Consider the following 23,803-nt stretch of genomic DNA (forward strand, 5'->3'; position numbering starts at 1 on the left):
AATGCAAAAAAACGCGAAAACGGCCGGCCGGCCGCTGAGAAAAACAGCAATTTGCGGCGGTGATAGCAGAAAATAACGAGAGAAAACCAAAAGATAACCCCCTTCGCCTAGGGCTAAAGGGGGTTAGTAGCCGGGGCAACGTTGGCATTGCCCCGGCAAGCGGCGTACGCGGCAAGAAGCGGATTTACGCTGAAGGCAGCGTCTTATCAGCCTTCTCAGCCGCGACGGCCTCCTTTGTTTTACCCGAGAGCGTATCTTTCAACTGTTTCTCATCCAACTGCTTACACCATTTGGCCACGACCACGGTCGCCACGCCGTTGCCCACCAGGTTGGTCAGCGCGCGGGCTTCGGACATAAAGCGGTCGATCCCCAGAATCAGCGCCAGCCCGGCCAGCGGCAGATGGCCTACGGCAGAGATCGTCGCCGCCAGCACGATAAAACCGCTGCCGGTAACGCCGGCCGCCCCTTTCGAGGAGAGCAACAGCACCACCAACAGCGTCACCTGGTGCCAGATATCCATATGGGTATTGGTGGCCTGGGCGATAAACACCGCCGCCATGGTCAGGTAAATCGAGGTGCCGTCAAGGTTGAACGAATAGCCGGTTGGGATAACCAGCCCGACGACCGATTTTTTGCACCCCAGCCTCTCCATTTTCTCCAACATGCGCGGCAGCACCGATTCGGACGATGACGTGCCCAGCACCACCAGCAGTTCTTCCTTGATGTAGGCGATAAACTTGAAGATATTGAAGCCGTTGGCGCGGGCAATGCTGCCAAGCACCACGATCACAAACAGGAAGCAGGTGAGGTAGAAACAGAGGATCAGCTGGCCAAGCTGCACCAACGTGCCCACACCGTATTTACCGATGGTGAACGCCATGGCGCCAAAGGCCCCCAGCGGCGCCAGGCGCATGATCATGTTGATGATGCCGAAAATCACCCGTGAGAAGCTGTCGATCACGTTAAAGATCAACTGCCCTTTTTCACCCAGGTGATGCAGCGCAAAACCAAACATCACGGCGAACAGCAGCACCTGCAAAATATTGCCGCTGGCAAAGGCGCCAATGACGCTACCGGGAATAATATCCAGCAGGAACGGGATCAGGCCCTGTTGCGAAGCCTGTTCGGCATAGACCGCCACCGCTTTAGCATCCAGTGAGCCGGGATCGACATTCATGCCGGCGCCTGGCTGCACCAGATTGACGATCAATAGCCCAATGATTAACGCAATAGTACTGACAATTTCAAAGTAAAGCAGCGCGATGGCGCCCGTGCGCCCCACCGCTTTCATGCTTTCCATACCCGCGATGCCGGTGACCACGGTACAGAAGATCACCGGTGCGATGATCATTTTAATCAGTTTAACAAATCCATCACCCAGCGGTTTCATCTGGGCACCAAGGTCAGGGTAGAAATGGCCAAGCAAGATACCCAGCGTAATCGCCGTCAGCACCTGAAAATAGAGGCTCTTAAAGATTGAGGTTTTCATATGAACGTCCTTTGGGGGAGATCAGCATCAGGTGGTTTATAACTTGTCCGTCCTGTTTATCGCCAGCGCGAAAATAACACCCCCATAACAACATGGAAATAAATTGTTGCGCCCGCATACAGGTATTAATACGATTTTAAGAGCTGAAACGCTTCAGCTTAAATGAAAAGACCATGCATTACTTATGGTTTTGTTTTGTGAAGCCGAAACAGGGGGATTTGGCCGGCACGCGCTTAACGCCGGCGCCGTTCAGGAATGGGGGTGCAGGCAGAATCGGGCTTCAAAAACCTCGCGCTGCAACGGGCGGGCAAACAGGAAGCCCTGGCCGAAGTAAATACCGTGCCGGATCAACCAATCGCGCTGCTCCGCCGTTTCTACCCCTTCCGCCATCACCGGCAGGTTCAACACCTCGGAAATCACGCTGACGATACGCGCCATGGAATCATCACCGGGCAGGCTGTGAATAAAGCTCTTGTCGATTTTGATTTGGTCGATCGGCAGGCATTTCAGGCGGTTGAGGTAGTTCAGGCTGGAGTAGCCCATACCGAAATCGTCCAGCGCGATCGACAGCCCCAAATCATGCAGTTCGCGCAGCAGCGCCAACGCATGGTCCAGATCGTCAATGCGCACCGTTTCGGTAATCTCCAGCAGCAGTTTACGCGGATCGATCCGGTGCTGCGCCAGAACCGTTTTCAGATGCGGCACAAAGTCTTCATGCTGCATCTGAATGGCGGAAATATTCACGGCCAGCGGCAGGGTAATCCCCTGCGTCTGCCAGTCCGCCAGAATACGGCACGCCTCTTCCAGCACCCAGTTGCCCAAGGGCACGATCACGCCCAGTTCTTCAGCCAGCGTGATCACTTCGGCCGGCAGCGAATAGCTGCCATCCCGTTGCTGCCAGCGCAGCAACGCTTCAACGCCAAACACCTGGTTACTGCGCATATCGATTTGCGGCTGCAGGAACAGCGCGAAACGGCGCTGTTCAATCGCCTGCAGGATTTCGCTTTCCTGCGTCAGGCGTTTTTGCGTTTTTTCCGTCAGGCTGGGTTCAAAGAACAGGATTTTATTTTTGCCCATGCGGTGCGCAGACATCATCGCCGAGGTGGCGCTGCGCAGCAGTTGCTCCGCGCTTCCCTCATTATTCAGGTAATGGGCAATGCCGATACTGGCCATCGGCCGCAGCGACATCTGCTGGATTTTTAACGGTGCGTTAATCTGCGCCAGAATACGCCGCGCCAGTTGCAGCGCATGAAGCGGCCGCTCAACGCCTTTGGCCAACACGGCAAACTCGCTGTTGGTCAATTGCGCCAACACCGCATTTTCATCAATGCATGCGCGCAGCTTGGCCGTCAGTTGCCGCACCAGAGCTTCACGCTGCGCCGTGCTGAGCACCACGGAAGCCTCGTGCAGCGTCTCAATGCCGATCACCAGCAGGTTGAAGCGCTCCGGGCGCAGGCTGGAAGCAATATGCTGCTCCAGTAAAGCGGAAAACAGCACCTGATTCGGCAAATCGGTAATCGGATGGCGCGTGCTGAGGCGGCTCATGTCCACATGGGCTTTGGCCAGCCGCTGCTGATTGCGATTATAGTAACGCACCAACAGCCCCAGCTCGTCATCCTTGTGCAGCGCAGGCAGCATCAGTTGGTGGTAGGGCGCATCATCCGCCGGCACGTTTTCCAGCTCGCGTGCGATGGCGCGCAGCGGATAGACCATCAGCCGATTCATGCACCAGGTGATCGCGACCGACAAGATCAGCGCCAGCAACAGGTAGGTAGAGAGCATGGTCGAAATCGCGCTGAGGATAAACTGGTACATACGGAATGAGTCGGCTTGCAGGACGAGATAGGCCAGCGGCTGGGGGTTGGCCGGCACCCGTTCCAGTGAATACAGCGGGACGGAGATCTGCACCGGCAGCTCGAAAATCCGGGCAATCAACGGCGGCACCGGCCGCTCAGGCGGGAAATTGGCATGCAGCGCCTGGAACTCGTTCGGTAAAACAATATCAGCCCGCGTCAGAATACCCACCGGCAGCAACGAGTTAAGCACCTGTTTCGCCTTCGGCAGATCCATACGCAGCACCGCGTCGGCCAAGGGTTGGCGCACCGAGTGGGCGATGTTTTCCAGTTGCTGGGCGTAGTCATCCCTGCGCTGCTGCACAAAATGGAACAACTGAATCACGATAAAAATACAGATCGTCACCAGCGCCACACAGGACACCGTAGACATCTGCTTAATCGTCAATGAACGCCTGACCCGCAAAACTGCTCTCCATCATCCGGGCTGAAATATAAAAGGGGGGTGAAACAATACGCTTCTTCCCCCCCCCAAAGCCTGCCCCTGCGTTATCGGGCTTCATCTATTATGCCCACGATGCTTTGCGCTCTCTGTTTTGATAGCAAGCTTTGGGGCTACAACGGCGCCACGATCAATGGCGGGACACCGCCTAAGTATACGCGATTGACCATGCTTTTTACCGTGCCAGGCCCGTAGCTAAAGTAATAAAAAGCGGGTTTCAGTCTTTTCCTAAGCAGATTAACAAAATACCTGATGGGCGACACGCTGAATCTCGCGCTTTGCGTAGCCCGGTATGCGCCGGCGGCGTTCGTTGCCGGCGCAAGACTCGAATGCTATTTAAAGTCCGCGTAAGGTGTCAGCGGCTGCGGCGGCAAATCAAGATCGCCCTGCCAGCCGGCCCAGGAATAGCGTAAATACAACAACGCATGGCTTGGGGCATAGTCTTTGGCCTGCTGGATATCCACCCCGGCGCCCAGCGCCCAGTGGCTGGTCAGGCGCCGCTCGACGACCGCGCGCAGCGTATAACCGATGCCGGAAGATGCGCTGCCTTCTTCCACCGTCAGCCGGTCTGTCAGCGATGCCGGCACCAGCCCTTGCAGCGGGTAACGCCGCTGGTTCTGGGTTTTCGAATAGGAAACCGATAGCGAGCCGCCCAGTTCGAATGACCAATTTTCAGTGCGTTGGCGGTAATTAACCGGCAGACCCAGCGAAATATAGCGCTGCGGGCTGTAATAGCCGCCCTGGCCGAGCGAATAACCACTCAAATCCCGCTGGTAGTGCCACATCATGGTATTGAGGCCGACGGTGGCCCGCCGGTTGTCTTCGTTAATCAGCTTGTAGTAATAGCCGGCCATCAGGCGCTCACGCAGGTTATCCTCCACGTTTTTGCCGGTCAGTTGATGGGCGCCGAGATCGGCCCAAACGCCGTGTGCACCGCCGCGATCGTAGCTGGCGCTCAGGCTGACGCCGGTGGCGCGCACCCCGCCCCAGGTGGTGCCGGTGTTCGGATCGCGCGCGCCGCCAAAGGCCAGTAGCGAACTGGAGATCGGCCGGCGCGAAGCCAGCAGCGTCCAGCCCATCTGGCGCCAGTCGCCGCTGTACGACAGCCCGCCGACCCAATCAACCACCTCAAATCCCATCGGCGTGGTGCCGAGATCCGCCGCCCAGGCCGCGTTTTTCCAACCGGCCGCCACGCTGGTGCCGGTGGTTTTCTGGTGCACCCCACGGCTACAGTTCACCGTGGCACAGGTGCCGAAAGTCTCCGAGTACTGCCCGTTTACGGTGGTAAAACGGCCGGCGTCCAGGCTGACGGTATCGGTGCGGAAAAAGGCACGGCCGTCATCCAGCGGCATATCCACCTGCAGCATGGTGTCATGGGCCTGGTAGTCCGAAATGCCCCCGGTGCCGCTGGAGCCCCAGTAATCGTGGCCGAGCGTAACGTTAATATCCTGCTGGCGATAAAGGTCCGCCGCGTCGGCACGAATGCCGCGTTTTAGCCAGTCATCCGCCGGGGCATTGCGCGTCAGCGCCGTGTAATGCGCATTATCCTGCGGCACGGCCGGCGTAATGCCGCTGGCGACCATTGCCTGTTGGAAATCCTGCTGCGCCTGCGCCGGTTGCCCACGTTCACGTTCCAACAGGGCAGCATCGCGGTAAACCAGCGCCGTGTCTTGCCCCGGCGGCTGTTGTTGCGCGGCCGCTTTCAGTGGGGTGAACAGCCCGGCGGCCCGGTCGAGATCGCCCACGGCACGCCAGGCGTTGGCGACGCGGCGCTGGCTATTCAGCGTGGCCGTTTTCTGCGCCGGCAGCGCCTGCAGCCGTTGGCGCGCCGTCTCCTGCCGGCCGGCGGCGACATAAGCCTCGACTTCGCCCAGCCGGGCATCCGCGTTGCCCGGCTCATGCGCTAGCACGCGCTGATAACTGGCCAGCGCCGTCGCGTATTCGCCACGCGCCAGGGCCCAGTCCGCCAACAGCAAGTCGATACGGCTATCCGCCGGCTGTTGCCGCAGGTAGGCAATAGCGCCGGCCTCATCACCGGCGGCACGCAGCCGCTCGGCATGCGCGATGCGCAGTTGCAGGTTCAGCCGCTGCGCCAGGGCGCGCATCCCGTCATCCCACTGCGCCTGCGGTAGCGTCTGCAACTGCGCCAGCGCCTGCTGCTCGCGTTCACTGCTGGAAAGATAGAGCGCATAGGCATATACCCATGAGGTATCGCCCGGCCGTTGCCGGACCTGTTGCCGGAACACGGCGTCGGCCCGCGCCGGCTGGCCAAGCTGGTGCAACGTTTGCGCATAGCGGTAGGTCAGCCAGGCATCGTTATGGTCAAGCTGTAACGCCAGGCGATACTTTTCCGCCGCCTGGCGCCACTGTTGCTGCGCCGCCAGCGCATCGGCCTCCTGGCGCAATATGCCCAGCCGCAGGCTGTCGAGCGTACTGCGCAAACGCTGTTGCTCGGCACGTGGCAGGCTGTCGATATAGGCGATCGCCTGCTGCGGCGAACGGCGCTGATAGAGCGCCACCAGCGCACGCACCGCGCTGTCGTTGCCGGGCGTAAGCCGCAGCGCCTGCTGGTAATAACGCTCGGCCGCCGCATCATCGTTGCGCTTCACGGCCACATCGCCCAGGCCCACCAGGGCAAAAGCGTCCGTGCCGTCGATCTGGCGCGCCTGCTGGAACTGCCGCTGCGCACGTGCCAGATCGTTGGCGGCCAATGCCTGGTTGCCCTCATTGATCGCCAGCCAGTAACCGGTGCTCTTGATCAGGCTCTGCCATTTATTCTTGAAATCACCGCTTTGGTCGGCGGCCAACGCCTGCCTGAACAGCTCCAGCGCCCGCTGGCGGTTGCCGATGCGCGCATAGGCCTGCCCGAGCGCGCCCAACAGCGCCGAATCGTCCGGCGTGGCGGCCAGGGCTTTTTGCAGATCCGGAATGGCGCTGCGGCGGCTGCCCTGGTCAATCAGCGCCAGCCCACGGAGCCGCGCCTGGAAGGCCGGATCGGCCAGCATCGCCTGCTGGCGCGCCAGTTCTTGCCGCGCGCTGGCGGCCTGAATGCCTTGTTCAAACACGGCGAGGAAGCGCGTATAGGCCGCGGCGCTGGCGGGGCTGACCGGCATGCGCCGGATCCGCTCCAGCCACAAATCGGCCGCCTCATTACGCCCCAGCGGATCGACGGCGATCTGGCGCAAAACGGCAAAACCCTGCTCATCCTGCTGCTGGCTAAAGAACAGGCGTGCCAACACGATACGCGCCTGCACATTGCCGGGATACTGCCGATCCAGCGCCTGCAGCTTGCCGATCGCCAATGGCGTCTGCCCCGGCAAGCGGGCGGCGAAACGCCAATACTCCACCGCCAGATCGAGCGTTGGCGGTTCGCCGCCAAACAGTTCGTCATAGGCGGCCTTGGCCTCGGGCAAGCGCCCTGCCGTAGCCAGCAGGCGCGCCTGTTGTAGCTTCTGCCGCATGGCCGGCTGAACCAATCGCAGGTTCAGCGCCGCCTGCCGATAAGCAGCGGACTGCGGCGCCACCGCGTTAAGCCTTGCCAACTGCTGCTGCGCCAAGGCCGCATCCCCCTGGCTCAGCGCCAGGCGCACCCGGGCGGCGATCACCTCCGGGTTGTCAGGATCGATAAGTTCCAGCCGGTGCAACGACTGCTGCACCAGCTCATGCTTGTAGCCGGCTTCGCCGATGCGCACCTGCTCAAGCAGCCATTGTTCAGGCGCGACCGTGGGCGCCGCCTGCGCGGCGGGCAGCAACGCCAACCCCAACGGCAACAGCCATTCCCTGATGCTGAAATGCGCCATGGCGCTTAATCCCGGTCTTCTGGGAATAAGCGGCGGCGGCTAAAGGCCTTCAGGCCGCGCCATAACAACAGCCCAAAGCCCACTACCACTACCACCGCGATCAACGCCAGCCACACCGGGTGGGTGGCCAACGCATGCCATATCCACTCCCACCAGGGCAGGTGCCCGACATAGTAAACATCGCCGACGCGCAGGCTTTTCACGCCGGATTCACGGATCACCGCCACCGAGCCAAACACCGCGTTGCGTTTGCCGCTGTCCAGCATCGCGCCGTTGAGCAGCGCGTAGCCACGCGGGCTGTCCGCCAACAGGGCGACAATGCTGCGCTGTTTATCAAACGGCGACTGCATGCCGACGATAGCGGCCATCGCGCCGTCAGAACCGATGGTGGTTCTGCTGTCCGCCCTGGCGTCTTCAGCCCGCACGGGGCCGATCGGCAATGGCACCTGGCGCTGCGGCTGGGTAATCCAGCTGCGGGTCGCCTCCAACAGCAGGTTGGCCTTTTTCTCATCGCGCAGTTCGGCCGGCAACGCGCCGATCATTAAAATATCGGCATCGTGCTGTTTCGCCTGCGCCCAATCGTCGCTCAGCGTCACTGCCAGCGCCGGGTAGCCGGTCTGTGCGCCGATGTTGCCCAACACGTTGAGCAGGGCGCTGATTTGCGCCGGCTGGGCGTGCGGGCTCACCAGCACCAGCGTTTGCGACAGATCCGCCAGGCGGCTGAACGGGAAGCTGGCCCCGGCAAAGGCATGCAGATCCGGCATGGCGATAAAGTGGCGATAACCGGAAAAATCGATGGTGGAACTGCCGTCGATCACCGCGTTATTTTTCGTAAATGAGTAGGTTTCACAGCGCCCTTCGGCCCCGCTGGCCAGCAGCGTGGTGTAATCGAAGTCAAAACGCAGCTGGTTGGTCAGGCCCAGGTTCAATGCCGGGATGCTCAGCGAGCGGTCAGCGTCAAACGGTTCCTGGTTCAGCGGCAAACGCAGCAGCTGCGTGCTCTGTTCGCGCTCCGGCACCAGTGCAAACGCCTGCAGGAACTGGTTGTTCAGGCTGATATTCAGGCGCGATCCATCCTGCAGCCGCGGCGCGGTATAACGGTATTTCAACCGCATATCAATGCCGTTGCTGCGCAGCAGAAACAGATCGGGCGGCAGATTAAGCGACAGGCCGATCGGGTTCGGCTGCACGCCGCTGGTCTGCAACTGCCCGGCATACTGCTGCAGCTCATCGAATGTCATCGGCCGATCGGTACGCACCCAGTTCGGCGCATCATATGGCTGGCGCGGCGCCAGTTGCGCCACGTTATCCACCGTCACCGCCTGGCCGCGCAACAAGATATCGCCCTGCGCAATGCCCTTCACCGCGGTGATCAGATCGTTATCGTCGCGCCCCATCACCAACAGCAGTTTCACATACGGGTTATCCGGGTGATTGATCATCGCGACCGTCGGCTGATTGACCGGCGGGTAATCACGCAGGAAGTCCGGGCGCTGGGCGTTGGTGGCGAACACCACCGCGTGCTGCGCCGGCAGGCGGTTAAACAACACCGGGAACGACTGCCCGCGCCACTGCGCCTGGCTGCCGAACCACGAAGCCAGGATACCGGCGGCGCGCTGCTGGGCAAGGTCCGGCTGGCCGGCGAACACCACCGGCAATGAAAGCGGCCGGTTGTCGCGCTGATCAAAGAACGGCTCCGGGAAATAGGACAGATCGTCTTTCAGCGGCAGCGCCTGGAAACGCAGATCAAGGGCGCTGGATTTGCTGACGTCCAGCCACAGCGAAGCATTGGCCGGGTTTTCACACAGGCTCTGATAGTGGCCGATAAACTCCAGCCTGACGCGGTTGAAATCCGTAATGTAGCGCGGGTCGATCGCCATCTGGATCCGGTTCGGCTTGCCGAGCATCTCGCGGGTCAGGGTGGTGACCCCCATCAGCTCATCGTTCAAATAGACCTTAACGTGCGACTCCACCGGGATCAGCGCCGGCGACGGCGTATATTCGATATCCAGCGTCGCCTGGGAAACCACCTCATCGCTGCGCACGCCAAACTCCAAATGCCCATCCGGGTGGGTGCCGCGCAGCACAAATGCGCCCGGCAGCGTGCTAATTTGGGTAAAGGGCAGCCGCACATCGCGCACCGGCGCGGCCGGAGCCTGCGGCACGTTGGGTTCGACAGGTAACACGCTAAGGGCGCCGGCCTGCGGCAGACTGGCGGCTGGCGCGCTTAGCGCAGCCAAAGGCAACGAACACAAGCTTATGAGCAAGGCGTTAAACCAGGTTATTTTTTTCACCATCGGTATCATCATCAATGTTAAAGCTCACTCATTCACTACGAGCAAACAGGTATGGCCGCAGCCCCAGCGCTGCGATATTTGGCGACATCCCCCTCTGGCCGAAAGGGATAGCCGGTTACTACGGTATCCTGGCGCTGGCCGCGCGTTGCTGCCCCACACCATGGGGGAACAGCGAAAGCACCCACATCAGAAAGTGCAGGCAACTGCCCAACACGTTACGCACCAACGGCGGCGCGTAGTCGGTCATCCGCTGATAGCCACGGAACCCCAGCATCAGCACATCGCGCAGGCTCTCAATCGGCTTGTCTTCGGGGAAACCGTCCTGCCACAGCGCCCAGGTATCGGCGCGGGCAAAGGTGCATTGGATAAAATCAATATGTTGCCGGGTAGAGAGCGTGAGCATACGCATCCCGACCTTGCACCCGAAGGCGCGCGTCACCACAAGGGGGAAACTGAATTCCTGTTGGCCGCGTTTAAGCAACAGTTGCACCTGGTCGCCCGGTTGCAGCAGATCCGCCACCCGCATCTCCACCCCCACGCCGCCGTCGGAGTAATCGCGCAGCGTGCAGGGGAACAGGTGCCCGTCGGCGCGCGCCACGGCCGCCGGCATGGCGATCTCGACACGGTGCGACTGGCGCATCTGCTTGCTCTCCACCGCCACGGCCATCGCCCCGCCAAGGATAATCATGTTGTACAGCACCCAAACCAGGCTGATGATCACCGTCATCACCTCATCTGCCGGGCCGTCGAACAGGCGCCAGATGCCAAACCCCAAGCCGGCCAGGTTCAATAGCACCAGGAACAGATAAGGGCGCGTGATCACCCAATCAACGTGCTCATTTTCAACCAGGCCCCCTTTGGCGGTAACGTTGAATTTCCCCTTATGCGGGTTGAGCAGCGCCACGGTGGTCGGCCGCGCGATATACCATGCCAGGACGGTTTCGTAGATTTCACTCCAGAACGAGTGCCGGTATTTGCCTTGAATGCGCGAGTTGGTCAGGCTGGAATGCACCATGTGCGGCAACACGTACAGCGCGATCGCCAACGCCGGCGCCCAGATGATATAGGCATGCAGCAGCAGAAACGCCAATGGGGCAATCAGGAAAATCAAACGCGGCACCCCCGACAGGAAGTGCAGCATGGCGTTGGCGTAACAGACGCGCTGGGCAAAGGCGAGCCCCTTGCCAAATAACGGATTATCCAGCCGGAAGATCTGCACCATGCCCCGCGCCCAGCGGATGCGTTGGCCGATGTGCGCCGACAGGCTTTCGGTCGCCAGCCCGGCCGCCTGGGGAATGCGAATGTACGCCGAACCGTAGCCAAGCCGATGCAACCGGAGCGAGGTATGGGCGTCTTCAGTGACGGTTTCCACCGCGATGCCGCCGATTTCATCCAACGCGCTGCGCCGCAGGATGGCGCAGGAGCCGCAGAAGAACGTGGCGTCCCACATATCGTTGCCGTCCTGCACCAGGCCATAAAACAGCGTGCCCTCGTTGGGCGCACGGCGAAAGCGCCCCAGGTTGCGCTCAAACGGATCCGGCGAGAAAAAGTGGTGCGGCGTCTGCAACATCGCCAGTTTTTTATCCTTGAAGAACCAGCCCATGGTCAGTTGCAGGAAGGAGCGCGTCGGCACGTGGTCACAGTCAAAGATGGTGACAAACTCGCCGCGGGCCTGTTTCAGCGCATTGTTGATATTGCCGGCCTTGGCGTGCTCATGGGTGGGCCGCGCAATGTACTGCACCCCGACTTCTTCGGCAAACGCTCGGAATTCCGGGCGGTTACCGTCGTCCAGGATGTAAATGGTCAGTTTGTCTTTCGGCCAGTCGATGCCCAGCGCCGCATAAATGGTGGGTTTGACCACCCCCAGATCTTCATTGTAGGTGGGCACCATCAGATCGACGCTCGGCCAACTGCCGCGATCCGCCGGCAGCGACACCGGCTGGCGATTAAGCGGCCATACCGTCTGGAAGTAGCCCAGGATCAGCACCACCCAGGCGTAGGTTTCCGCCACCAGCAACAGCAGGCCGCAAACCAGGCTAAGCGGATCGTCCCAGTTCAGCGTGGCGGTATAGCGCCACCACAGGTAGCGGCAAGAAACCGTCAGCGACAGCACAATCAGCATCAGCACCGGCAGGCGCCCCGGCACGCGGCGCACCACCATGGCCACCGCCCACAACAGCAGCACAAAGACAAACTGCGCCACTAAATCAAACGGTTGGGAGATACACAGCAGCGCCAGCAGCCCCATAACGATGCCGACGGCGATATACAACGCCTTACGTACAACCGGGGGCAGCCGGTTCAAGCGTGCGTTGGAGCGCGGCCCGATGCCGCTGGCGTGTAGCCGGTGGGGAATCGCCGCCAGCAGGCGTGCATAATCACGTTGCAAGCGTTGCCAGCCGGCGAAAGGCGCGCGCGGGGCGGCGATGCGTTCACTGCGCAGCACCAGCAGCCACAGCCCCTGCAGCAGATAGCGCAGGCCATCGCCAAACCGTGGCCGGCCCGGCGTAATATGCGGGAACCAGTAGCGCCGGCTCGCGCGGATACGTTGCCAACTGGGGGATTCAAGGCGCAGGAAACACCAGCCGAGCGCGGCCAGCAACGTGGCGAAGAAGGCCACCAACGCCGCGGCGCCCTGTTGGCGATAGGCGCGGTAACGCGCCTGGATCACGCGTTGCACCGGCGGCACCAGAATCAGTGACAGTACCCGGCTCATGACGCATCCTTGTTCAGGCGCAGCAGGCACCAGTTGGCCAGCGTCAGCACCTCATCGGCGGCCAGGCTCTCCGGGCGGTATTCTCCCAGCGGTTGTTTCATCAGTAACGCTTCGGCCAGCGCTTCATCGCGATGGATCACCACCGGCAACAGGGCGGGCAACGTATTCAACCAAAGCTGGTGCAGATCCTGCTGTATCTGGCTGGCGGAGGAATAACGGTTAATCAGAAAATGGCTATGCGGTAACGGGGTATGCTGGTGCAGGCGCACATGGCTGTTGGCATCCGGGTTGAGCAGCAAGAACACACTGTCGGCGAGTGGCAGCAGCGCCTGCGCATCGTTGCCGGCGGGGATATCCAGCAAGAGCCAGCGGTACTGGCCGGCAGCCTTCAGCTCGGCCAGGCGCACGGGCCACGCCGGTGGTTTCTCCTGGTTCTGCCGGCATACCACGCTTCTTTCCTGCTCGGTAAGCTGGCCGAACGGCAGAAAATCCAGCCCTTCGCAGTAACGCAGTGCGGCTTGCCGCCAGTCTTCGCCGTCGAGCTGTGCGCGGGCCCAGCCGCGCGCCAGCGCCAGCGGCGTATTAAAGTGCAGGCGCAACAGGTTATCCGGTGAAAAATCAATCACCAGCACGGATTCCCCCAGTTGCCGTAGCGCCCACGCCAGCGCAGCCGTTACAGACGTGGTACCAATACCACCCCGAATCCCCTGTAATGCAATAACCGGCATACGCTAATGGCTCCCTGCGCCCTGCGCCAACTCGGCCAGTAGCGGCCAGTTATTCATCATTTGCGTTAAGCGTTCCTGACTCGATATATCGATGTAATTCAACGGCGGCAATGCAAATGTCTGGCTTAATGCCTGTAAGTCGTCCCGTGCCTCCGCCAGCGTATTGGCGGAGTGGGATAATGGATACGTCATTTCACAGCCTTAAAAAAGGGCTAATACGGTTCACTATATACCCAAAATAATTCAAGTTGCAGGAAGGCGGCAACGCAGCGAATCCCCAGGAGCTTACATAAGTAAGTGACTGGGGTGAGCGAGGAAAGCCAACACACCTGCAGCTTAAAGTATGAAGGGTATAAACAATAAACAATAGATAAGATAATTCTCAACTCATATTACTTTATTCACTAGGATTTTTGCTATTATCAAAACCGACAAACGTCATTGAAGGCCAAGCGCCGTCATTAGCCCGCCCCCCGGTTAGCGCGGAGTTCAGGGTTAATTTGGCGCTGTACGCACCGTTTGGCGCCATTTAACCGGTTACTGATGTCTGGGCGGCGAATTTTAAAGAAAGTAGATAAAAATCTTATGGCACAATCCTTTTCGTTAGGTCTTCGGCAAGTTTGGGAAGATCTTTCAGTGATGCAGTCCCCCGGCTTTTACTGGGTCAACAGCAACCGCCAATCCGACGCACAGCTGTTCTGCCAACAAGTTATCGCCGCCCAGCAGGAAGACAGCCGGGCAGCATTAATTTGCTGCGGCAGCAAACCAGAAAAGTTAATGGCCGGGATCAAAGCGCCCGCGTTGAAAAAACTGCCGCTCTATACGCTGCCGGAGAAAAAAGCGGCGCTGCTTTTCCTGCCTGACGATCTGATGCGCGCCCTAAACCCCAGCCACCGCCTGCTGATTCTGTTTGTCCACGCCAGCCAATGGCAAACCTTTACCAGCCAGGAATTGCACGCCTGGGCCGATGGCCTGCGCCACTGGCTGCGCAGCCGGCACTGCACACTGCTGATCCTCAGCCATGGCAACGGGGTAAGCCGGCTGCGCGATCAGCTCGGCACCGCCCACCAAATCTTAAGCGGCCTGGCCAGCCTGCAATGGCAACAGGACAGCGCGCAATATCTGGTGAGCTGGTGGAGCACGCAAAAGAGCATCAACGCCAACCAATTGCTGACGCTTGTCCCCGGTGAGCTGGGTTGGCAACCGTTTGAAGAGCATGGCAGGCCGCTTGCAGCCGCCTCGGGCCGCAACGATGAAGAAGAGTACCTGGCGGAAATCGGTATTCTGGAGGGCGCCCCACCGCTCTCCCGCAGTTGGCGCCTGTTTGACAACAATGCGCAACTGGCCCAACACGGTATGCTGCAGCTTGCCGCCACGCTGATTTTTTCGCTGGCCCACACCGAGCAGATAGAAACACTGGCCTATCATATCCACGGCCTGCGCCGGCTGCGCGGCGACAATATGAAGATTGTGGTGCGTGAAATGAAGCCCTGCCTGCGCTACAGCGACGAGCGCCTGCTGCTGGCCTGCGGCGCCAATCTGATTGCACCGCACCTGGCCCCACTCTCGCGTTTCCTGACCATGCTGGAAGGCGTGCAGGGCCAACGCTTCCCGCGCCACGTGCCGGAGGACATTGATATCCTGCTGGCCGGCCTGCGGCCGCTGCAGGTGAAAGGCTACATGCGGCCGGGCGACTTCACCGACACGGTGCTGAAGCTGATGGAAAACACACTGTTGCCTGAAAACGGCAAAGGGGTGATGGTGGCATTGCGCCCGGCGCCCGGGCTACATGCCGAACAGGCGATGACCCTGTGCCACCTGCGCCGGTTTGGGGATGTGATGACCATCATCCAGGGCCAACTGGTGCTGTATCTCTCCACCTGCCGCATTAACGATCTGGAAACGGCCTTGCAGCATATCTTCCGCCTGCCGGTAGATGAAGCATTCAGCAACCGCAAAGTGTGGTATCAGGATACGGACATTATCTCTGAAATCAAAGTGTTGGGTCATGCTCAGTCCACCACTCAGTTGGGGAAAACGGCGCTGCCCGTTTTCCCGGCCAGCGCCGGCGAAACCGCCGCGCCAACGCGGGAACGCCGCCAACCGGTGGCCATTACCTTGCTTGCCAGCAACCCCAGGGAGCCATCGCATGCTGAATCTTAATGACATCGTGCAACTGGCCATCCTGTTCGCACTGATTTTTATCCCGCTCGGATACGCGTTCCACCGGCGTTTTCCCCATTGGCGGCAATACTGGCTGAACCTGTTTTTATCACCGCGTTATTTGAAATCCGCTGGGTTATGGGTACGCGAAGGTTCTTCACACCACATAAAACATAAAAAATAGACCATGAGTGAGAAAAAAATAACGCCGAGCGCCAATGCGCCATGGCGCTACTGGCGCGGCCTCGGCGGCTGGAACTACTACTTTCTGGCCAAGTTCGCCCTGCTGTGGTTTGGCTACCTCAATTTTCATCCGCTGCCGAACCTGGTGTTTATGGCATTCCTGCTGATGCCGATCCCGGCATTGCGGCTGCACCGCTGGCGCCACATGATTGCGATCCCTATCGGCATCGCGCTGTTCTATCACGATACCTGGCTGCCCGGCATCAGCAGTATCCTCAGCCAGGGCTCACAGGTGACCAGCTTCAGCGCGGCATACCTGCTGGAGTTGATTGACCGCTTTATCAACTGGCAGATGGTGGGCGCCGCCTTTGTGTTGCTGGTCGCCTATCTGTTTTTATCGCAATGGATCCGCGTAACGGTATTTACTGTCGCTGCGTTGGCCTGGCTCAACCTGCTGGCGATCGGCGGCCCGGCGTTTTCCCTGATGCCGGCCAGCACCGTGGCGGCCCCTATCGCCAATGCCCCCGCGCCGGCGGCGGCAGCTGCCCCCAGCTCCACGGCCGCCAATGGGCCGCCGACCAACGCCAACCTAAGCGCCTATCTGGAACAGTTCTACAGCCAGGAGAAAAAGCGTGTGACGGCCTTCCCGGCCGCGCTGCCGGCGGATGCCCAACCCTTTGACCTGCTGATGATCAACATCTGCTCTCTGGCCTGGGCCGATCTGGACGAAGTGAAGCTGGAGCACCATCCGCTGTGGGCCAAAATGGACGTCATCTTCGACAACTTCAACTCGGCGACCTCCTACAGCAACCCGGCCTCCATCCGGCTGCTGCGCGCCAGCTGCGGGCAACCTTCGCATACCGATCTGTATCGGCCGGCCGATCCGCAGTGTTATCTGTTCAGCAACCTTGCCAAGCTGGGCTTCAAGGAACAGCTGATGCTGGATCACTCCGGCGAGTTCGGCCACTACCTGAAAGAGATCCGCGAACAGGGGGATATGCAAGCGCCGCTGATGTCGCAGACCGGTATCGGCCACGAGATGACCTCGTTTGACGGCGAGCCGATCCTCAACGATTTGGCGCTGTTGAGAAACTGGCTGGCCCAGCAGAACAAGAACAATGCGCCGCGCAGCGCCACCTTCTTTAACATTATCCCGCTGCATGACGGCAACCGGCTGGTTGGCAGCAATAAAAGCGCCGACTACCAGCCGCGCGCCCAACAACTGCTGGATCAGTTGAACACCTTCCTTGACGAGTTGGAAAAATCCGGCCGCAAAGTGGTGGTGGTGATCATACCGGAACACGGCGCGGCGTTGACCGGCGACAAGATTCAGATGTCGGGCCTGCGCGATATTCCAAGCCCGAGCATTACCCATATCCCGGTGGGCATCAAGGTTATCGGCTTGCAGGCCGCGCATACCGGCAGCCCGTGGCATGTGAAGACGCAGAGCAGTTTCCTGGCGCTGTCGGAGCTGGTTTCACGATTGGTGGACGGCAAGATATTTTCCGCACCGAGCGTTGACTGGCAAACACTGACGCAGGGGCTGCCGCAAACCGCGGTGGTGTCTGAAAACGAAAACGCGATCATGATGCAGTATCAAGATAAAGATTATATTCGCCTGAAGGGCGGCGACTGGGTGCCGTATCCGTTGTAATCCTCAGGTTCCGGCAGAACGCTATCGGCCACGGGTGGCCGATAGCAGCGAGACCAACAGGGCGGCTTGCCTTCGCCGCCCCTTCACCGAAGCGTTGATTTATACCTCCTGCACGGCCGCTTCATCCTGATCGACGGCAAAACAGGCCACCTGCTGATCGCCATACGCCCGCAGTTGCGGCTGCTGTTGCGTACAGGCGCCAAAAGCCCGGCGGCAGCGGGCATTGAACGCACAGCCCGGCGGTGGGTTCAGCGGGCTGGGCAGCTCACCGGTCAGCTTGATGCGCTCACGGCGCAACGCCGGGTTCAGGCGGGGCGTAGCAGACAGCAACGCCTGCGTATACGGGTGGCGCGGGTTGCTGAAAATCGCCTCTTTGCTGCCTTTCTCAACGCAGCGGCCCAGGTACATCACCATCACCTCGTCCGCAATGTGCTCCACCACCGACAGATCGTGTGAAATGAACACATAAGACAGCCCCAGTTCCTGCTGCAAATCCATCATCAGGTTCAGCACCTGCGCTCGCACCGAAACGTCGAGCGCGGAAACCGGCTCATCGGCGATCACCACGTCCGGGTTCAGCATCAGCCCACGCGCAATTGCGATACGCTGGCGCTGGCCGCCGGAAAACATGTGCGGATAGCGATCGTAGTGCTCCGTTTTCAGGCCCACTTTCGCCATCATCGCCAGCGCCTTCTCACGCCGCGCCGCGGCACTCTGCGAGGTATTGATCAGCAGCGGCTCTTCAAGGATCTGGCCGATTTTCTTGCGTGGGTTAAGCGATCCATAAGGATTCTGAAACACGATCTGGATCTTCTGGCGCCGCAGCTTCTCCGCCGTGATATCCGGCTTCAATAAATCCTGCCCCTGATAGTACAGTTCCCCGCCGGTCGGGGTTTCAATCATGGTCAGCAAACGGCCGAGCGTGGATTTGCCGCAGCCGGATTCCCCCACCACCGCCAGCGTTTTACCGCGCTCCAGGGTAAAGGAAACCCCGTCCAGCGCTTTTACCAGCCGCTCGGGGGCAAACAGCCCCTTCTTCACCGGGTAGTGTTTCTTCAGGTCTATCGCCTGCAATAAAGGGTGATGTTGGCTCATAGCGTTGGCCTCCCCGCATCATCAAGCGGTGTGTGACATTTAACCAGACGGCCGGCAATGCTGCGCAGTTCCGGCTCTTCAGCGCGGCAGCGCGCGTTGGCATACGGGCAGCGCGGGTTGAGCAGACAGCCGCCTGGCCGGTCGTATTTGCCCGGCACCACGCCCGGCAGCGAGGCCAGGCGCGCTTTGTCGGCGGCGAACTCGGGCAACGCGCGCAACAGCGCCTGCGTGTAGGGGTGGCGTGGCGCGCTGAAGATATCCGCAGCGCTGCCGGATTCCACCACCTGCCCGGCGTACATCACGATAATGTGGTGCGCCGCTTCGGAAACCAGCGCCAAATCGTGGGTAATCAGCAGCAGCGCCATATTCTCACGCTGTTGCAGCTCCAGCAGCAGTTCAATAATTTGCGCCTGGATGGTCACATCGAGCGCCGTGGTCGGCTCATCCGCGATCAACAGCTTCGGCCGGCAGGCAATCGCCATGGCGATCATCACGCGCTGGCTCATGCCGCCGGAAAGCTGATGCGGATACACATCCAGCCGCGAGGCGGGATCGGGAATGCCGACTTGGGTCAGCAGATCGATCGCGCGGCTACGCCGGGTGCGGCGATTGCCGCCCTGGTGTACCTTCAGCGCCTCCATGATCTGGTAGCCCACGGTGTAGCACGGATTCAGGCTGGTCATCGGGTCCTGAAAAATCATCGCCACTTCCGAGCCCACCAACTGGCGCCGCTCTTTTTCAGAGATCTTGCGCAAATCCTGGCCGTCAAACTCCAGCTTGTCGGCCATGACTTTACCGGGGTAATCAATCAGCCCCATGATCGCCAGCGAACTGACGGATTTACCGGAGCCGGATTCACCGACGATGCCGACCACCTGCCCGCGATCCACGCTGTAGCTGATGCGGTCTACCGCTCGAAACGGCGTGCCTTCATCACCGAAGTGCACCGATAGCTTGTCTATATTCAATAACGCCATGTTCCGTTCCTCGGTTACTGCTTGAGTTTGGGGTCGAGAGCATCGCGCAGGCCGTCCCCCATCAGGTTAAATGCCAGTACCGTCAGCAAAATAGCCACGCCGGGGAAGGTCACCACCCACCAGGCGCTTTGCGCAAACTGCAGCACATCGGAAAGCATGGTGCCCCACTCCGGCGTCGGCGGCTGGGCGCCCATACCCAGGAAGCCCAGCGCAGCCATATCCAGAATCGCGTTAGAGAACCCCAGAGAAGCCTGAACGATCAGCGGCGCCAGGCAGTTCGGCAGGATATTGACAAACATCTGGCGCAACGCGCCGGCGCCGGCCACCCGCGAGGCGGTAACATAGTCGCGGTTCACCTCAACCAGCACCGCAGAACGCGTCAAACGCACATAGTGCGGCAGGGCGACAAAGGTCAGCGCCAGCGACGCATTGACTATCGACGGACCAAAGATCGCCACCAGCACCAACGCCAGCAGCAGGCTGGGCAACGCCAGCATGATATCGACCACGCGCATGATCGCGGCATCCACCACGCCGCCGTAATAACCGGCCAACAGGCCGAAGATCACGCCCAGAATCAGCGAGAGCACCACCACCAGGCAGCCCACCAGCAGCGACAGGCGCGCACCGAACATCAGCCGCGAAAGCACGTCGCGGCCCACGTCGTCCGTGCCCAGAATGTAGCTCCAGCTACCGCCTTCTTGCCAGGCCGGCGGTTTGAGCAATGCATCGCGGAACTGCTCCGCCGGCGCATGCGGCGCCAGCACCCCGGCGCCGATGGCAATCACCAGCATCAGGACGATATAGACCAGGCCGACCACGGCCCCTTTATTGCGTTTGAAATAGTGCCAGAACTCCTGCAGCGGGGTCATCGGCGTTGGCGCAGCGTTAACCGCCGGCTCAGTGATTTGAGTCATCGTGGCGCCCCTTATTTTCTATGCCGAATGCGCGGGTTAATCACGCCGTAGAGCACGTCTACCAGCAGGTTAACCAGGATAATCATACAGGCGACCAACAGCACACCCCCCTGAACCACCGGATAGTCGCGGCGCTGCAACGCATCAATCAGCCAGCGCCCTAACCCCGGCCAGGAGAAAATGGTTTCGGTCAGAATGGCGCCCGCCAACAGCGTGCCCACCTGCAGGCCGATCACCGTGACCACCGGCAGCAACGCATTGCGCAGCGCGTGCACCACGATCACCCGCATGCGGCTCACGCCCTTGGCGCGAGCGGTGCGGATATAGTCTTCCCCCAGCACTTCCAGCATGGATGAACGGGTCATCCGCACGATCACCGCCAGCGGAATGGTGCCCAGCACTATCGCCGGCAGGATCATGTGCATCACCGCATCCAGAAAATCCCCTGGCTCACCCCAGAACAGCGTGTCGATCAGCATAAAGCCGGTGAGCGGGTAGCTGTCGTCCAGGAACACGGTATCGCTGATGCGCCCCGACACCGGCGTCAGGTTAAGGTGCACCGACACCAGCATGACCAGCATGATGCCCCACCAGAAGATCGGCATTGAATAGCCGGTCAGTGAAATACCGACCGCGGTATGATCGAAGATCGAACCACGTTTTACCGCCGCCAGCACCCCGACCGGGATGCCGACCAGCATGGCGAAAAGCATCGCACAGATGCCCAGCTCCAGCGTGGCCTTAAAGCGCGGCACGAACTCTTCCCACACGGCGATGCGGCTTCTGAGCGAGGTGCCCAGATCGCCTTGCAGCACATGGGTAACGTAGGTGAAATATTGTTGATAAAGCGGTTTGTCCAGCCCCATTTCCGCCATCACCTGGGCGTGGCGTTCGGCGGATATCCCGCGCTCGCCGGCCATAATGGTGACCGGATCGCCGGGGATCATGTGGACAAAGGCAAAGGTCAGCAACGTAATGCCGATAAACGTTGGGATGACTAACCCCAAACGTCGGAGTATGAACTGCAGCATATTCCGGGTTCTCTGTATAAAATGCCCGGCGGCTCATAGTCCACCGGGCTTATTAATGCTCACACGCTTTGAAACGCTTCTCACGGGAACAGGCGGCTCGGCATGCAGGATGCCGTGGCCGCCCCGGTGCGCGGGGGCGCTTTCCCGTGGCAAACCTGGCGGTTAATCCAACGAAACGCTCTCAAAGTGATGCTTACCAAGCGGATCCACCACGTAGCCCTTCACTTCTTTACGCACAGGCTCGTAAACGGTGGAGTGGGCGACAAGCAGCGCCGGCGCCTGATCGTGCATCACCTCCTGCGCCTGTTGGTACAGTGCGACGCGTTTGTCATGGTTGGCTTCGGCGCGGGCCGGTTGAATCAGATCTTCAAACGGTTTGTAGCACCAGCGGGAATAGTTGGAGCCGTCTTTTGCCGCCGCGCAGCTAAACAGGGTGGCGAAGAAGTTATCCGGATCCCCATTGTCGCCGGTCCAGCCCATCATCACGGTCTGATGTTCGCCGTCTTTGGCTCGCTTGAGGTATTCACCCCACTCATAGGAGACGATTTTGGCTTGCACGCCGATTTTCGCCCAGTCGGACTGGATCATTTCCGCCATGCGGCGGGCATTCGGGTTGTACGGCCGCTGCACTGGCATCGCCCACAAATCGATGGAGAAGCCATCCGGCAAGCCGGCTTCCTTCAGCAGTTCTTTGGCCTTGGCCGGATCGTAAGCGTAATCCTGCACCGCGTTGTTATAGCTCCACATGGTCGGCGGGATCAGGTTCTTGGCCGGCTGGCCTGCCCCCTGGTATACCGCTTCGATAATCGCCTGCTTGTTGACCGCCAGGGTCAGCGCCTGGCGCACCTTCACATTATCCAGCGGTTTTTTCTCGACGTTGAACGCCACGTAGCCCACGTTCAGGCCGGGTTTTTCCAGCACGGTGATCGATTTATCCTGCTTCATGCGTGCCAAATCGGCCGGGTTCGGGAACGGCATCACCTGGCATTCGTTTTTCTGCAGTTTGGCGTAGCGCACGGAGGCATCCGGCGTGATTGAGAACACCAGGCGATCGATTTTCGGTTTGCTGCCCCAATAGCCGTCAAACGCCTTGTAGAGGATGCGCGAGTCTTTCTGGTACTGCAGCAGTTGGAACGGGCCGGTGCCGATTGGGTTGAGATCGACTTTTTCCGGCGTGCCGGCTTTCAGCATGTTGTCGGCATATTCCGCCGACAGGACAGAGGCGAAGTCCATCCCCAGATCGGCCAGGAACGGTGATTCCGTCCGGGTCAGGCTAAAGCGCACCGTGTAATCGTCCACTTTCTCAATCTTGGCGATCAGATCCTGCATACCCATGCCGAGGAAGTATTCGTAGTTGCCGCCGGACACCTTATGGTAAGGGTGCTGCGGATCCAACTGGCGCTCGAAGGTATACAATACGTCGTCGGCATTGAAGTCGCGGGTCGGCTTGAAGTCTTTGTTGGATTGCCACTTCACCCCTTTACGCAGGTGGAAAGTATAAGTTTTCCCGTCTTCGCTCACCTCCCAGCTTTCCGCCAGCCCAGGCTCCACTTCCGTGGTGCCCAGCTTGAATTCCAGCAGGCGGTTATAGATCGGCACCGAGCTGGCATCATAGGTGGTACTGGTGGTAAACAGCTGCGGGTTAAACCCTTCCGGTGAGCCTTCCGAGCAGAAGACCAACGTTTTTGCCTGCACGCCGGCGGCGACGGCCAGCGCAACCAACCCGATACCGAATTTCAAAATTCCCAATTTACCCAAGGAACGTGTCATCGTTAGTGCTCCATTCGTGTGATGTGTGTGTAGCCGAGAGTTCCGCTCCCACTGCAGCAACGGCGAAAACTCACGGCTAATTACCGCCCAGCCTTATATTTTTTATTACACGGCCAGTACGATGGTCGCCTGAAAGCAAAGAAAGGGAGATATCGCACATGCGGACCGGCAGGCACGCATCGCAATAGGAAATTTACGCATCGGGAACTCGCAACCGCATGCGCCCAACTCCCCCCTGAGGCTACCAAATTGCCAACTGTTTGGGGTGGCGTCAATATAACCTGTAGGGTTTTACGCGGTTTGTGAGAAACAACAAACAAACATAAAAGATACCACTTATTAACTAAAACAGCACTTAAATAAGGAATTAAAGCCGTTAAGAAGAATTACTATCCGGTAAATTATTTAAAAACCACATTTTCAACCGATAAAAAACAAAAAAAGACCCCGATTAAGTGATGAGTATTTACTCTATAAATTTCACAATAGTTGCTAAAAACAGGATGAAATACTGTATCTCCTGTTAATGGTATTGGCGGGTGATTGTTATTTGAACAGCCAAACACAACAATCTGTGCATCGTGAAAAAACTTTTCACTGTTAAAAGATCGTCAGTGGCAGGTTATACTACGATAACGTGCTACAAAAGAGGATCCCACGAAGGCAGATTCCCCTGATGATTGTAAGC

Annotated in this window: 15 protein-coding genes; 3 read left to right on the forward strand and 12 right to left on the reverse strand. The window is 59.5% G+C overall.

Features of this window, described 5'->3' with window-relative positions; all coding sequences use genetic code 11:
- Window positions 1–184 precede the first annotated feature (184 nt).
- The 7 genes from ACN28Q_RS11045 to bcsR all read right to left on the reverse strand — a co-directional run bounded on the left by ACN28Q_RS11045 (window position 185) and on the right by bcsR (window position 13,517).
- Window positions 185–1,489, reverse strand: coding sequence for a dicarboxylate/amino acid:cation symporter (locus ACN28Q_RS11045; protein WP_095846389.1), 1,305 nt, complete (start codon window positions 1,487–1,489; stop codon window positions 185–187).
- A 249-nt stretch (window positions 1,490–1,738) separates the two neighbouring features.
- Window positions 1,739–3,748 (reverse strand): biofilm formation regulator HmsP, encoded by a 2,010-nt coding sequence (hmsP, locus tag ACN28Q_RS11050; RefSeq protein WP_095846390.1) that lies wholly within the window; start codon window positions 3,746–3,748, stop codon window positions 1,739–1,741.
- A gap of 368 nt (window positions 3,749–4,116) precedes the next feature.
- Complete coding sequence (bcsC, locus tag ACN28Q_RS11055; protein WP_095846391.1) at window positions 4,117–7,584, reverse strand: cellulose synthase complex outer membrane protein BcsC; 3,468 nt, start codon at window positions 7,582–7,584, stop codon at window positions 4,117–4,119.
- Between the two features lie 5 nt (window positions 7,585–7,589).
- Complete coding sequence (gene bcsB, locus ACN28Q_RS11060) at window positions 7,590–9,881, reverse strand: cellulose biosynthesis cyclic di-GMP-binding regulatory protein BcsB (protein ID WP_095846392.1); 2,292 nt, start codon at window positions 9,879–9,881, stop codon at window positions 7,590–7,592.
- Between the two features lie 118 nt (window positions 9,882–9,999).
- Entirely contained in the window at window positions 10,000–12,597 is a 2,598-nt protein-coding gene (gene bcsA, locus ACN28Q_RS11065) for a UDP-forming cellulose synthase catalytic subunit (RefSeq protein ID WP_095846393.1), read from the reverse strand.
- On the reverse strand, window positions 12,594–13,325 hold the full coding sequence (bcsQ, locus tag ACN28Q_RS11070; protein WP_095846394.1) for a cellulose biosynthesis protein BcsQ: 732 nt from the start codon (window positions 13,323–13,325) through the stop codon (window positions 12,594–12,596). Before bcsQ ends, bcsA begins: the two co-directional genes overlap by 4 nt.
- A gap of 3 nt (window positions 13,326–13,328) precedes the next feature.
- Window positions 13,329–13,517 carry a cellulose biosynthesis protein BcsR gene (bcsR, locus tag ACN28Q_RS11075; protein WP_095846395.1) on the reverse strand — a complete coding sequence of 63 codons (189 nt, stop codon included), beginning with the start codon at window positions 13,515–13,517 and terminating at the stop codon, window positions 13,329–13,331.
- Between the two features lie 393 nt (window positions 13,518–13,910).
- On the opposite strand from bcsR, the gene bcsE reads away from it, so the two are divergent.
- From bcsE to bcsG, 3 genes are read left to right on the forward strand one after another with little or no spacing between them, the layout of a single operon-like run.
- Window positions 13,911–15,488 (forward strand): cellulose biosynthesis protein BcsE, encoded by a 1,578-nt coding sequence (gene bcsE, locus ACN28Q_RS11080; protein ID WP_095846396.1) that lies wholly within the window; start codon window positions 13,911–13,913, stop codon window positions 15,486–15,488.
- A complete protein-coding gene (gene bcsF, locus ACN28Q_RS11085; protein WP_095846397.1) occupies window positions 15,475–15,672 on the forward strand; it encodes a cellulose biosynthesis protein BcsF in 198 nt (65 codons plus the stop codon). Before bcsE ends, bcsF begins: the two co-directional genes overlap by 14 nt.
- 3 nt (window positions 15,673–15,675) lie before the next feature.
- A complete protein-coding gene (gene bcsG / locus ACN28Q_RS11090; protein WP_095846398.1) occupies window positions 15,676–17,325 on the forward strand; it encodes a cellulose biosynthesis protein BcsG in 1,650 nt (549 codons plus the stop codon).
- Between the two features lie 99 nt (window positions 17,326–17,424).
- On the opposite strand, the gene dppF is transcribed toward bcsG, so the two are convergent.
- From dppF to dppA, 5 genes are all read right to left on the reverse strand, one after another.
- Window positions 17,425–18,420, reverse strand: coding sequence for a dipeptide ABC transporter ATP-binding subunit DppF (gene dppF / locus ACN28Q_RS11095; RefSeq protein ID WP_095846399.1), 996 nt, complete (start codon window positions 18,418–18,420; stop codon window positions 17,425–17,427).
- Window positions 18,417–19,397, reverse strand: a complete 981-nt coding sequence (gene dppD, locus ACN28Q_RS11100) for a dipeptide ABC transporter ATP-binding protein (RefSeq protein WP_095846400.1) — start codon at window positions 19,395–19,397, stop codon at window positions 18,417–18,419. Before dppD ends, dppF begins: the two co-directional genes overlap by 4 nt.
- Window positions 19,398–19,411: 14 nt before the next feature.
- Window positions 19,412–20,314 carry a dipeptide ABC transporter permease DppC gene (gene dppC, locus ACN28Q_RS11105; RefSeq protein ID WP_095846401.1) on the reverse strand — a complete coding sequence of 301 codons (903 nt, stop codon included), beginning with the start codon at window positions 20,312–20,314 and terminating at the stop codon, window positions 19,412–19,414.
- Between the two features lie 11 nt (window positions 20,315–20,325).
- A complete protein-coding gene (dppB, locus tag ACN28Q_RS11110) occupies window positions 20,326–21,345 on the reverse strand; it encodes a dipeptide ABC transporter permease DppB (RefSeq protein ID WP_095846402.1) in 1,020 nt (339 codons plus the stop codon).
- A 162-nt stretch (window positions 21,346–21,507) separates the two neighbouring features.
- Window positions 21,508–23,115: a dipeptide ABC transporter periplasmic-binding protein DppA gene (gene dppA / locus ACN28Q_RS11115; RefSeq protein WP_095846403.1), complete on the reverse strand. Its 1,608-nt coding sequence runs from the start codon at window positions 23,113–23,115 to the stop codon at window positions 21,508–21,510.
- Between the last annotated feature and the right edge of the window lie 688 nt (window positions 23,116–23,803).

The sequence above is a fragment of the Gibbsiella quercinecans genome, from assembly GCF_002291425.1.
In the GTDB taxonomy this organism is placed as follows: Bacteria; Pseudomonadota; Gammaproteobacteria; order Enterobacterales; family Enterobacteriaceae; genus Gibbsiella; species Gibbsiella quercinecans.

Bases quoted from the DNA above. Each gene is read 5' to 3' on its own strand.
- dppD (WP_095846400.1), bottom strand. From the start codon at position 19,397: ATGGCGTTATTGAATATAGACAAGCTATCGGTGCACTTCGGTGATGAA.
- bcsQ (WP_095846394.1), bottom strand. From the start codon at position 13,325: ATGCCGGTTATTGCATTACAGGGGATTCGGGGTGGTATTGGTACCACG.
- ACN28Q_RS11045 (WP_095846389.1), bottom strand. From the start codon at position 1,489: ATGAAAACCTCAATCTTTAAGAGCCTCTATTTTCAGGTGCTGACGGCG.
- bcsC (WP_095846391.1), bottom strand. From the start codon at position 7,584: ATGGCGCATTTCAGCATCAGGGAATGGCTGTTGCCGTTGGGGTTGGCG.
- bcsE (WP_095846396.1), top strand. From the start codon at position 13,911: ATGGCACAATCCTTTTCGTTAGGTCTTCGGCAAGTTTGGGAAGATCTT.
- bcsB (WP_095846392.1), bottom strand. From the start codon at position 9,881: ATGGTGAAAAAAATAACCTGGTTTAACGCCTTGCTCATAAGCTTGTGT.
- dppA (WP_095846403.1), bottom strand. From the start codon at position 23,115: ATGACACGTTCCTTGGGTAAATTGGGAATTTTGAAATTCGGTATCGGG.
- dppB (WP_095846402.1), bottom strand. From the start codon at position 21,345: ATGCTGCAGTTCATACTCCGACGTTTGGGGTTAGTCATCCCAACGTTT.
- bcsG (WP_095846398.1), top strand. From the start codon at position 15,676: ATGAGTGAGAAAAAAATAACGCCGAGCGCCAATGCGCCATGGCGCTAC.
- bcsR (WP_095846395.1), bottom strand. From the start codon at position 13,517: ATGACGTATCCATTATCCCACTCCGCCAATACGCTGGCGGAGGCACGG.
- dppF (WP_095846399.1), bottom strand. From the start codon at position 18,420: ATGAGCCAACATCACCCTTTATTGCAGGCGATAGACCTGAAGAAACAC.
- bcsF (WP_095846397.1), top strand. From the start codon at position 15,475: ATGCTGAATCTTAATGACATCGTGCAACTGGCCATCCTGTTCGCACTG.
- bcsA (WP_095846393.1), bottom strand. From the start codon at position 12,597: ATGAGCCGGGTACTGTCACTGATTCTGGTGCCGCCGGTGCAACGCGTG.
- dppC (WP_095846401.1), bottom strand. From the start codon at position 20,314: ATGACTCAAATCACTGAGCCGGCGGTTAACGCTGCGCCAACGCCGATG.